This window comes from Paenibacillus sp. R14(2021) (assembly GCF_019431355.1).
In the GTDB taxonomy this organism is placed as follows: Bacteria; Bacillota; Bacilli; order Paenibacillales; family Paenibacillaceae; genus Paenibacillus_Z.
In genome coordinates, this window is the sequence record NZ_CP080269.1 from 68795 (window position 1) to 81241 (window position 12447).

Here is a 12447-nt window from a genome sequence, read left to right on the forward strand (position 1 = left end):
ACGATGACGAAACGAATAAAATTGCGGACGCTGCTGGTCGGAGGGGTAATCACCCTCCTTTTTGTTTTACTGGTCGGGCGCATCTATTGGGTTCAAGTCGTGAAAGCGGATTTTTGGACAGAGAAGGCGAAGGAAATCTGGTCGAGGTCGGAGACGCTCGTGCCTGCGCGGGGAACGATTTCCGACCGGGACGGCAACGTGCTGGCGATGGACGTATCGGCGTATACAGTGGCCGTCAATCCCAAGATCATTCATAAGCTGAAGCTCGAAGACGTGATCGTCAACAAGCTAAGCAGCGTGCTTGGCGTCTCCAAGTCCTCGATCCGCGAGATCGTCGAGGCTAAGAAAGACAATGGCGACTATTACGAGCAGCGCGAGATTCGCAAAGGCGGATGGAAGATCGACAAGGTTGTTTCCGACCGGATCGATAAGTTCAGAGAGCAGCTCAAGACGGATAATAAAGAAAAGGACGTAGGCATTTATCTTATCGATGAGAAGAAACGCTATTATCCGAAGGGCACGCTCGCATCGCACATTCTCGGTTACGAGGATAAACAAGGAACTGCCGTCATGGGGCTGGAGGCATCGCTGAACAGCCAGCTGAAGGGCACGGATGGACAAATCAAGTATGAGCGGGACGGAAACGGGGTTATCCTCGATAACGGCACCGTTGATTTCAAGCCTTCCGTGGACGGGAAGAACGTCAAGCTGACGATCGATACAGACATTCAGCATTATATCGAGGATGCGATCAAAGAAACCTACGATAAATATCAACCGAAGAGCATTACAGCGATTGCTGCCGACCCGCAAACGATGGAAATTTTGGGTATGGCCAATTTGCCAAGCTTCAATCCCAACACCTACTGGACGTCGCCGCAGGAGAACTTCTACGACCATGCGATCAAATCGCTGTACGAGCCAGGCTCGACGTTCAAAATCGTAACCCTGTCGGGAGCGGTGCAGGAAGGACTGTTTCATCCGAACGATACGTACAAGTCAGGTGCCATTCATGTGCCCGGCTCCTGGATTCATGACATCAAACGCGAAGGCTGGGGGACGATTACGTATCTGGAAGGGCTGAAACGGTCAAGTAACGTTGCATTCGTCAAGCTGGGCTATGAAGGGTTGAAAGCAGACAAGCTGATGCAGTATATTGCCGATTTCGGCTTCAGCAAGAAGACGGGCATCGAGCTGCCGGGCGAAATACCGGGCTTGATCAATCCGAATCCGAATTATGCTTCCGAGGTGGCGACGGCTGCCTTCGGCCAAGGTAAAGTGCTGGTAACGCCAATTCAGCAGGTCGCGGCTGTTGCCGCGGTGGCGAATGGCGGCAAGCTACTTGTGCCGCATTTGGTCAAATCGATTGAGGATCCCGTCACGAAGAAGGTGACGGAAACGAAGCCTCAGCTGGTCCGCCAGGTAATTTCGGAGAACACTGCCAACCAGGTAGACGAATATTTGGAGCAGGTCGTGTCCGACCAGAAGATCGGAACCGGCCGCAATGCCTACATCGAAGGCTATCGCGTTGCGGGCAAGACGGGTACGGCACAGAAGGTAATCGGGGGTGGCTACTCCGAAGACAAATACGTTATTTCTTTCATCGGCTTTGCCCCTGTCGGCAATCCGAAGATCGTCGTCTACATCGTTATCGACGAACCGAATGACCGTTTGGCGTCAGGCGGTACGGTAGCGGCGCCGGTCTTCAAGAAAATCGTGTCGCAAAGCTTGCGCCACATGGGCGTGAAGCCCATTATTACAAGTACTTCTACGCAGAACGAGCCTTCGAAGGATCAGACCGTAACGGTGCCGAACGTCCTTCAGCAAAGCCTCGCTCAAGCGAAGAAAGCACTGACCGACCGGAAGCTGAACTACGTCGTCGTGGGCAAGGGCGGCAAGGTGCTGAAGCAGATTCCGAAAGCGGATACGGCTGTCAGTCCCGATCAGAAGGTGTATATGCTGACGGAGGAGCAGAGCAAGCTGACCGCGCCGGATATGAGCGGACTCTCGATGCGCGATGCCATGCAAATGTGCGCGAACGTCAAGCTTCGCTGCATTACGAAGGGAGAAGGCTTCGTCAAATCGCAGGCGCAGATGGTGCTGAACGGCAATAAAGTGCTCCAGCTCATCATGTCTCCGCCGGACGCAGAGCTTCTGCAGCAAGTCGAAGACGATGCAGAACAACAATCAGGGCAGAACGGAAGCAACAAAAACACTAAAATCGGCGGCTCTGGTATTTCGGGAGGCTCCTCAGGGGGATAGCTTGTTCTAACCCCCTTGCCCGAAGAATAGGCTTGGATTAGGAAACGGTTGGACGAACGTTCCCGTTTTACGAGCCTTTTCGGAGGGATGACAGGTGAAGGTTTCCAGCGTAACGATCAGGCGCCGTCTATTCACGGCGCTTCTCATTGGCGTTCTTGCATTCTCGCTTCTGGCCGGCAGACTGGGGTATGTACAGCTGTGGAAGGGCGAGGAGCTGGCGGCGAAGGCAGAGGATTCTTGGAGGCGGGAAATTCCGTTTTCCGCGAAGCGCGGCGAGATCATGGACCGAAACGGCAGCGTGCTTGCGTATAATATTAGTTCACCTACCATTATGGCGATTCCCGTTCAAGTGAAGGATGCGAGAGAGACGGCCGCCAAGCTGTCCGGCGTGCTGGATATGACCGCGGATAAGATATTTGGGATGATTACGAAGAAGGAACGGATCGTCTATTTGAAGCCGGGCGGCCGCAAAATCACGGCGGAGAAGGCACAGCAAATCCGGGAAATGAATCTGCCCGGCATCGTCGTCTCCGAAGACAATAAGCGGTATTACCCGCTAGGCAGCTTCGCGTCCCATGTGCTCGGCTTTACGGGGATCGACAATCAGGGCTTAACGGGCATTGAAGCCAAATACGACGACGAGCTGCAGGGTATCAACGGCAACATCTCCTATTTGTCCGATGCCGCGGGCAGACCGATGCCTGGTTCTTCCGATACGTACGACGCGCCCAAGGACGGCCTGAATTTGGAGCTTACGCTCGATAAGCAGATTCAAACGATCATGGAACGTGAGCTGGATCAGGCAATGGTGAAATTCCAAGCCGATGATATTATCGCGATCGCCATGGATCCTAATAACGGGGAAATTCTCGGCATGGCCAGCCGGCCGACCTATGAGCCCGATAAGTACCGCGATGTCGATCCGCAGATCTATAACCGCAATCTGCCCATCTGGATGACGTACGAGCCTGGTTCAACCTTCAAGATCATTACGCTTGCAGCGGCGCTGGAAGAGAAGAAGGTAAATCTGCTCACCGATCATTTCTTTGATCCGGGCGCGGTGGAGATCGGCGGGGCGAGACTGCGATGCTGGAAGAAAGGCGGTCATGGCAGCCAGACGTTTCTGGAGGTCGTGCAAAATTCCTGCAACCCGGGATTCGTCGCTTTAGGCAACAGACTTGGCAAAGAGAAGCTTTTTGATTATATTAAGAACTTCGGGTTTGGCAAGAAGACCGGCATCGACCTTGGCGGCGAAGAGAACGGCATCATGTTCAAGATGAGCCAGGTAGGGCCTGTGGAGCTGGCTACTACGGCATTCGGGCAAGGTGTTTCGGTTACGCCGATTCAGCAGATCGCAGCCGTCTCGGCAGCAATCAACGGCGGCACGCTCTATAAGCCGCACGTTGCCAAATCATGGGTAAACCCCGAAACGAATCAAGTGGTAAGCGCAGTGGAGCCGGAGGTCGTGCGCAAAGTGATATCCGAGCAGACAAGCACGCAGGTCCGCAATGCACTCGAGAGCGTCGTAGCTAAAGGAACCGGCCGCAATGCGTTTATCGACGGCTATCGGGTAGGGGGCAAAACAGGTACCGCGCAGAAGGTTATTAACGGTCGTTACTCGCCGAACGAGCATATCGTCTCGTTCATCGGCTTCGCGCCTGCGGACAACCCGAAGATCGTCGTCTATGTGGCGGTCGACAACCCGCAGGGCATTCAATTCGGGGGCGTCGTCGCGGCGCCGATCGTCCATAATATTTTGGAGGACGCGCTGCCGTACATGGGCGTTGCGCCGAGCACGAAGCAAATTAACAAAGAGTACAAGTACGGTGAAACACCGATCGTTACGGTTCCGAATCTTATCGGCCAAACGGTCTCCGATATCTATGAAGATCTCAATATGAACTTTAATCTCACCTCCGCAGGAAGCGGAGATACGGTGATCAGACAATCTCCGGCCGCAGGAACGCGCGTCGACAGAGGGTCAACCATTCGGATTTATTTAGCCAAAGACGATGATGAAACGAAAACTCCCTGACTATAATGAGTATAGATAGAAGAAGCAGGCTGCGCCGTATGCTTGCAGCTTCGGCGCATGGTAAGCCTGATGTGCTCATGGGAGGGGACCCAAGCGATGCGGGTGAAAGAACTGGCTTCACTGCTGCTTACTGCTGTCCTTATCGGAGAAGGGGAAACGGAAATCAACGGGATCGAGATCGATTCCCGTAAAATCACGCCGGGCTGCGTCTTTATTTGCCTGCGCGGCCACAAGGCTGACGGTCATGACTACGCGGGCGAGGCGGTAGCGGGCGGTGCTGCGGCTCTCATCGTAGAACGGCTGTTGGAGGTGCCCGTCCCTCAAATCCTCGTGAAGGACAGCCGTCATGCGATGGCCGTCATCGGCGATTACTACTACGGTCAGCCAAGCCGCAGGCTGAAGCTGATCGGCGTTACGGGCACCAATGGCAAGACGACGACAACGTATCTGATCGAACGGATTCTTAGAGATGCCGGACATGCGCCGGGTGTCATCGGTACCGTTGAAATGCGGTTTGCCGGCACTTCGCTCCCCATGTCGGGGACGACGCCGGAGGCGCTGGAGCTGCAGCGATCGCTGCATGCAATGGCAGAGGCGGGGACGGACTACTGCGTGATGGAGGTGTCCTCGCATGCGCTGGAGCAGGGCAGGGTGAAGGGCTGCCGGTATCGGACGGCGATCTTCACGAATCTAACGCAGGATCATCTGGACTATCATGCCACGATGGAACGCTACGCGGCAGCAAAAGGGTTGTTCTTTACCCGGCTCGGCAATGAATTTGCCGTGCTGCCCGAGAATCGGCTGTTTGCCGTGTTGAACGCGGACGACCCGGCATCGCCGGGATACGCCTCCGCTACCGCGGCTGAAGTCGTGACGTACGGCATGGAGCATGATGCGGACGTTAGAGCTTCGAAGGTTCGCATTACGGCGCACGGCACGTCGTTCCATGTGGAGACGTTCGCCGGTTCGGCAGACATTACGCTGCGTATGGCCGGCAAGTACAATGTGTACAATGCGCTTGGAGCGATAAGCGCCGCGCTCATCGAAGGCATCCCGCTGCGTCAAATAAAGAGCAGCCTTGAAGCACTTCCCGGTGTCCCCGGCAGAGTCGAGGGGGTGAACGCCGGTCAGCCCTTTGCCGTGATCGTCGACTACGCGCACACGCCGGATGGACTAGAGAACGTGCTAAAGGCGGTCAAGGAATTCACGGCCGGCCGGCTGATCTGCGTCTTCGGCTGCGGCGGGGACCGCGACCGGACGAAACGGCCCCTGATGGGTGCCATTTCGGCGCGTTATGCTGATTACAGCCTCATTACGTCCGACAATCCGCGGACAGAGGAGCCGGATCGAATTCTTGCGGACATCGAAGCCGGATTGCTGCAAAACAGCGTCCCGAAAGACCGTTACGAACTGCTTGCCGACCGCCGATGCGCGATACAAAAAGCGGTTGAAATGGCGCGGCGTGACGATGTAGTATTAATTGCGGGGAAAGGCCACGAAACCTATCAAGATATTCGCGGCGTCAAGTATGCGTTTGACGACCGTGAGGTGGCTAAAGAAGCGATAAGGAGTCTTTCATAGTGATCAAACGACCCATACATGACATTGCCGCTTTGTGCGGCGGCACTATTATTAATAACGGCGACAGGCTAATTGCCGGTGTCACGATTAATTCCCGGGCAGTCGCGCCCGGGCAATTGTTCGTGCCGATTATCGGCGAGCGGTTCGACGGACATGATTTCGCGGCGGATGCAATCGCCAAAGGCGCCGCCGGAACGCTCTGGCAGAGGGACAAGGCGGTGCCTGATGCGCTGGCGGATGCGCCGATTATACTCGTCGACGACACGACGACGGCACTGCAGCTGCTTGCGGCCAATTACCGCGACGAGCTGGGGCTTAAAGTGGTTGGTGTAACGGGAAGCAACGGCAAGACGACGACGAAGGACATGGTCGCCGCGGTGCTGTCGGGACTCTTCCGCGTTCACAAGACGGAAGGCAACCTTAACAATCATTTGGGTTTACCGCTTACCGTGCTTGAGCTCGACGAGCAGATCGACGTCGTCGTGCTGGAAATGGGCATGAGCGAGTTCGGCGAAATCGACCTGCTGACCCGTCTGGCGAAGCCGGATATCGCGATTATTACGAACATCGGCGATGCGCATATGCTTCAGCTGGGCTCGCGCGCAGGCATCGCGAAGGCGAAGCTCGAAATCGTCGCAGGACTTCGTTCCGGCGGATTGCTGCTGATGAACGGCGACGAGCCGCTGTTGGCGGAAGGCATCAAGAGCGCGCAGCTCGCGCAAGGCGTAGAGGTGCAGACGTTCGGCTTTAACGCAGGCAGCCGCTGGGTCGCTGAGCAGGTGACCGTAGATGCGACATCCTCCTTGTTCGACCTGAAGGGTGATGCGGAGTTTAAGCGCGTAGCACTCCCCGTTGCGGGAACGCATAACGTGTCCAACGCGCTGGCGGCGATTGCCGCGGCGAAGAAGCTGGGCGTGCCGGCCGAGGTCATCCGCGAAGGCTTCCGGACGCTCAAGCTGACCGGCATGCGGATCGAGCCGATTCGCGCGGCGAACGGCGCAATGGTCCTGAATGACGCTTATAATGCGAACCCGACCGCGGTTCGCGCCGCAATCGACCTAGTTGCCGGCCTTACCGGCTATAACCGCAAATGGCTCGTGCTCGGCGATATGCTGGAGCTTGGCCCGCAGGAGGAAGCGATGCACGGTGAAATCGGCGCCTACGTGACGCCGGCCAAAGCCGATGTCGTGCTGACGTACGGCAAGCTTTCCCGCCATACCGCGGCTGAAGCGGCCAAACAATTTGCCGGCAGCGGAACCGAAGAGAAGGTACATGCATTCGAGGATAAAGCACAATTGACGGCGTGGCTGCTTTCGCATGTCGTACCGGAAGATCTTGTACTTGTGAAAGGATCGCGCGGGATGCGCATGGAAGAAATCGTCCATGCCCTGCAGCGCGCATAGAGGTGAAACATGGACGTTAAGGTCATACTTCTGTCAATCGGCGCTTCCTTCATGCTTGCGGTATTATTCGGACCTTTGTTCATTCCGCTGCTGCGCCGGCTCAAATTCGGTCAGCAGATCCGTACTGACGGCCCGCAAAGCCACTTGAAAAAAACAGGCACCCCAACGATGGGCGGCATCATTATACTTCTTGCGGTACTGCTTGCGTTCTTGAAGTTTTCCGAAAAAACGCAGGAGTTCTGGGTGCTTCTCGTCGCCTGTCTTGGCTTCGGTCTGGTAGGCTTCCTGGACGACTATATCAAGATCGCATTGAAACGTTCGCTAGGCTTAACGGCATTCCAAAAGCTGTTTGGCCAGCTGCTCTTCTCGGTTATAATTTGCGTGCTGCTCTATCAGATGCATCACAGCACGGTTATTGGCATTCCCGGTACGTCCGTTTCATTCGAATTCGGCTGGTTCTACTATCCATTCGTTATTATTATGATGTTCGCTACGTCTAACGCCGTCAACTTCACGGACGGCGTAGACGGCTTGCTGGGCGGGACAGGCGCTGTCGCGTTCACGGCATTTACGATTCTAGCCCTGCATGCCAGCGAGCATGAATCGGCAATCTTCTCGGCAACGATGGTCGGCGCCTTGCTCGGCTTCTTGGTCTTCAATGCGCATCCGGCCAAAGTGTTCATGGGTGATTCGGGTTCGCTCGGTATCGGCGGCGGTATGGCGGCCGTCGCGGTTCTGACCAAAAATGAAATCTTGCTCGTCATCATCGGCGGCGTCTTCGTTCTGGAAATGCTGTCCGTGATTCTGCAAGTCGGTTCGTTCAAAATGAGAGGCAAACGTATTTTCAAAATGAGCCCGATTCACCATCATTTTGAATTATCCGGCTGGTCCGAATGGAAAGTCGTCACCATGTTCTGGCTCGTCGGCATCATCTTCGCAGCCGCAGGCATCCTGTTAGGCCATTAAAAAGTCCCGCAGGGACAAGGCAGCACAGCTGCCGAGCCCTTACAAAGTCCCGCAGGGACAAGGCAGCGCAGCTGCCGAGCACTAACTAGCGAGCCGAAATGGGAGCGTGTCCCGCAAGGGACGAAAGCGGGCTATTCGTCACCACGAGCTCATCAAGCGTCTCAGCAGCGCCAACGTTCTTCCAGGCGCAGTCAGCCAGGTAACCCGGGAGCGCCAATGGTAAAGTCTGTCCCGCCAGGGACATCGAGCCTTCCGCCGCACCCAGCAGGAGCGCCTCAGCAGCACCAACGTTATCCCCCAATTCGGGTGTCCAGAGGGCGGAGCCCTTGGAATCCCCCTTTCCAAGGGGGACTTAGGGGGATGTCCCGCCCTACAACAAGGAGGAGAATCATGAAACACCCATCCTTTTACAAGGATCAGCAGGTTGTCGTATTGGGTTTGGCCAGAAGCGGGGTCAGCGTCGCGAAGCTGTTCCATAAGCTCGGCGCGGTGGTCACCGTTAACGATATGAAAGATCGTAAAATGAGCCCCGAAGCGGACGAACTGGACGCTTTGGGCATTTCTGTTATTTGCGGCGGTCATCCGGATGACCTGATTGGACCGGACACGGCGCTGGTTGTCAAAAATCCGGGTATCCCGTACACATCGCCGCCAGTCGTGCAGGCCTTAGAGCAAGGCATCGAGATCGTCACGGAAGTGGAAGTCGCCTACTTGCTGTCGCCTGCGCCGATCATCGGCATTACGGGCTCGAACGGCAAGACGACAACGACTTCCTGGATCGGCGAAATGCTGGAGGCGGCCGGTCTGAAGCCGATGGTCGCGGGCAATATCGGAACGCCGCTCTGCGAAGCAGCACAGATAGCAGAAGCGGACAATTGGATCGTCGCGGAGCTCAGCAGCTTCCAGCTGAAAGGCACGACCGGTTTCCGCCCGCGGATCGCACTGCTGCTCAACATCGTGGAGACGCATCTGGATTACCATGGCGGCATGGAGGATTATATCGCGTCCAAGGCGAAGCTGTTCGCCAACCAGACGAAGGACGACATCGCCGTGCTGAATGCCGACGATCCTGTTTGCCGGGACCTGATGAATTCGGGCAAGCTGCAGGCGAGCATCATCCCGTTTGCAGTGACGGAAGAGCTGACTTACGGCATATGCGTTACTCCAGCTTATCCGGCGGAGCTAAGCGAGCCTATCGGAGACGTCGAACGCAACATCGTTTGGCGCGATAAGGAAGGCGGCGAACGCATCATCATCGGCGTCGCGGAGCTCGGCATTCCGGGCCGCCACAATGCGTCGAACGCGCTGGCTGCGATCGCGGCCTGTCTCGCGGCAGGCGCTTCCGCCGGCTCGCTGACAGAACCGCTGCGGGAATTCCGCGGCTTCGAGCACCGGCTCGAATACGTACGCGAACGCGATGGCGTGGCGTATTATAACGATTCCAAAGCGACGAACCCAACGGCTACCATCATCGCGGTTCGTTCATTCCCGCCGCGCATCGTTCTGATCGCCGGGGGACTCGACCGCGGCTCGGACTATATGGAGCTGGTTCCGCATTTCCGCGATCAAGTGAAGGCAGTCGTCGCAATTGGCGAAACGCGTGGCAAGATTGCCGCCGTCGCTGAATCGGCAGGTTTAGCGGTCATCAAAATCGTCGAACCTGAAGAGGACGCCGAAAGCACGCTGCAGCAAGCTGTGCGCGCTGCAGCCTCCATCGCGGAGCCGGGAGACACCGTACTGTTGTCGCCGGCATGCGCAAGCTGGGATATGTTTAAATCCTATGAGCAGCGGGGGCGCATTTTTAAGCAATCGGCGCATAACTTGTAAGTAGGGGGCTTGTCCCTACTTAAGCTTGCAAGAGGTGTTCGTATAATGGCCAAAGCCAGGTCCGCCCCGGATATGTGGATGATCATTTCCATCGCGCTCATACTAGCGATCGGTCTAATTATGGTGTACAGCGCAAGCGCCGTTCTGGCGTTTCACGAGTTTGGAGACAAATTCTATTATGTTAAACGACAGATGCTCTTTGCTGCGCTTGGAATCGGCGCGATGATCGCCACGATGAACGCGGATTATTGGATTTGGAAGAAATACGCGAAGCTCGGGCTATTCGTCTGCTTCGGGATGCTGCTGATCGTCTTGATTCCAGGCATCGGCGTCGTGCGCGGCGGCGCGCGGAGCTGGCTCGGCATCAGTTCCTTCGGCATCCAGCCGTCGGAGTTCATGAAGCTTGCAATGGTCATTTTCTTGGCCAAAATGCTGTCCGAGAAGCAGCAGATGGTCACGCAGTTTACGAAAGGCCTGCTGCCGCCGCTCGGTATCCTCGGGCTGGCGTTCGGACTTATTATGCTTCAGCCGGATCTCGGCACCGGTGCAGTCATGATCGGCGCCTCGCTGCTGGTGATCTACACGGCCGGCGCGCGGCTCAAACATCTGGGCTCGCTGGCGCTTGTCGGTGTCGCCGGGCTCGTCGGTCTTATCCTTGCGGCGCCTTATAGGCTGCAGCGGATAACGGCTTTCTTGGATCCTTGGGCAGATCCTCTCGGCGCGGGCTACCAATCGATTCAATCCCTGTATGCAATCGGACCGGGGGGTCTTGTCGGGTTGGGGCTCGGCATGAGCCGGCAGAAATTCAATTACCTGCCGGAGCCGCAAACAGATTTTATATTTTCTATTCTTTCAGAGGAACTCGGTTTTATCGGCGGCGCCGCCATTATTCTATTATTCGCCATTCTGATGTGGCGAGGCATGCGTACGGCTATTGCAGCACCGGATTCTTTCGGCAGCCTGCTTGCCGTCGGCGTCATCGGCATCATCGCCGTACAAGTATTCATTAATATCGGCGTCGTGATCGGGATGCTCCCCGTAACGGGAATTACGCTTCCGCTCGTCAGCTACGGCGGTTCATCGCTGACGCTGCTGCTCACTTCACTTGGTATTTTGCTTAATATATCCCGTTATTCGAGGTGACTTCATTTTGCGCATTGTTTTGTCCGGCGGCGGCACCGGCGGCCATATCTATCCCGCGCTTGCGATCGGCAAGCAGGTGATGGAAGAAGAGCCGGGCTCGTCCATTCTATACATCGGCTCTCCCAAGGGGCTGGAAAGCCGTATCGTGCCCGCACAGGGCATTTCTTTCGAAGCGGTCGAAATCACGGGCTTCAAACGGAAGCTCTCTTATGATAATGTTAGAACCGTCATGCGTTTTTTGAAGGGCGTAAGCCGCTCCAAACAATTGCTGCGCGATTTTCGCCCGGATGTGGTCGTTGGAACGGGCGGCTATGTATGCGGTCCGGTGCTCTACGCGGCCGCTAAACTCGGCATTCCCACGCTCATCCATGAGCAGAATGCCGTCGCTGGCCTAACCAATCAATTTCTCTCCCGCTACGCGGACAGCGTCGCGGTCAGCTTTGAAGAAGCGCTGCCGCAGTTCCGTAAGTCCCGCAGCGCGGTGTACACCGGAAATCCTTGCGCGACGAACGTCGTGCGTGCCGATAAAGATCAAGGCTTCGCGCACCTCGGTATCCCCTCTGGCAGCCGGATTGTGCTGCTGGTCGGGGGCAGCCGCGGCGCGAAAGCAATAAACGACGTGATGGTGGACATGGCACCGCTGATCGGGCGGCTGCCAGACGTCCATTTTGTGTTTGTAACCGGCGAAAGCTACTATGAACAGACAACTAGCCGGATTCGAGAGATTTTACCGCAGCAAATGCCTGCCACGCAGCAAATGCCTGCCACCCTGCAGGTGCTGCCTTACTTACACCATATGCCGGAGGTGCTCGCTGCGTCCAGCTTGGTCGTCGGTCGATCCGGGGCCTCGTCGCTGGCGGAAATTACCGCGCTCGGCATTCCGTCCATCCTGATTCCTTCGCCGAACGTGACGAATAACCATCAGGAAGCGAATGCGAGAACACTAGCGGATGCCGGCGCGGCGGAAATGATCGCAGAGCGCGACTTGAACGGCGCACTTCTCTTTGAACGCATCACGCGGATTATGAATCAATCTGACATTCAATCCCAAATGGGAACGGCGGCACTCTCGCTCGGCATGCCGAACTCCGCAGCGATGATCGTAAGCGAGCTGAGGCGAATTATCGCCATGTAAGCGGGATGCCTGTCAAATAGGCGATTGTCACACTCCTGTACGGGAAGGCATAGTATACAGCATAATCGTGACCGTCACCCGGCGGGCTCAAGACC

Annotated in this window: 8 protein-coding genes; all 8 read left to right on the plus strand. The window is 56.3% G+C overall.

What is annotated here, in order from left to right:
- The first annotated feature begins 3 nt into the window (after window positions 1-3).
- Window positions 4-2262 (plus strand): penicillin-binding transpeptidase domain-containing protein, encoded by a 2259-nt coding sequence (locus KXU80_RS00340; RefSeq protein WP_219836350.1) that lies wholly within the window; start codon window positions 4-6, stop codon window positions 2260-2262.
- A gap of 94 nt (window positions 2263-2356) precedes the next feature.
- The gene (locus KXU80_RS00345) at window positions 2357-4297 is read left to right on the plus strand and encodes a stage V sporulation protein D (RefSeq protein ID WP_219836351.1); all 1941 of its coding nucleotides are present in this window, start codon (window positions 2357-2359) and stop codon (window positions 4295-4297) included.
- Window positions 4298-4393: 96 nt separating this feature from the next.
- Entirely contained in the window at window positions 4394-5878 is a 1485-nt protein-coding gene (locus tag KXU80_RS00350; RefSeq protein WP_219836352.1) for a UDP-N-acetylmuramoyl-L-alanyl-D-glutamate--2,6-diaminopimelate ligase, read from the plus strand.
- Complete coding sequence (murF, locus tag KXU80_RS00355; RefSeq protein WP_219836353.1) at window positions 5878-7281, plus strand: UDP-N-acetylmuramoyl-tripeptide--D-alanyl-D-alanine ligase; 1404 nt, start codon at window positions 5878-5880, stop codon at window positions 7279-7281. The genes KXU80_RS00350 and murF overlap by 1 nt, the downstream gene beginning before the upstream one ends.
- 9 nt (window positions 7282-7290) lie before the next feature.
- Window positions 7291-8247, plus strand: coding sequence for a phospho-N-acetylmuramoyl-pentapeptide-transferase (gene mraY / locus KXU80_RS00360; RefSeq protein WP_219836354.1), 957 nt, complete (start codon window positions 7291-7293; stop codon window positions 8245-8247).
- A 390-nt stretch (window positions 8248-8637) separates the two neighbouring features.
- Window positions 8638-10074 (plus strand): UDP-N-acetylmuramoyl-L-alanine--D-glutamate ligase, encoded by a 1437-nt coding sequence (murD, locus tag KXU80_RS00365; RefSeq protein ID WP_219836355.1) that lies wholly within the window; start codon window positions 8638-8640, stop codon window positions 10072-10074.
- A gap of 45 nt (window positions 10075-10119) precedes the next feature.
- Window positions 10120-11217, plus strand: coding sequence for a stage V sporulation protein E (gene spoVE / locus KXU80_RS00370; protein ID WP_219836356.1), 1098 nt, complete (start codon window positions 10120-10122; stop codon window positions 11215-11217).
- A 7-nt stretch (window positions 11218-11224) separates the two neighbouring features.
- The gene (gene murG, locus KXU80_RS00375) at window positions 11225-12352 is read left to right on the plus strand and encodes an undecaprenyldiphospho-muramoylpentapeptide beta-N-acetylglucosaminyltransferase (protein ID WP_219836357.1); all 1128 of its coding nucleotides are present in this window, start codon (window positions 11225-11227) and stop codon (window positions 12350-12352) included.
- The last annotated feature ends 95 nt before the right edge of the window (window positions 12353-12447 follow it).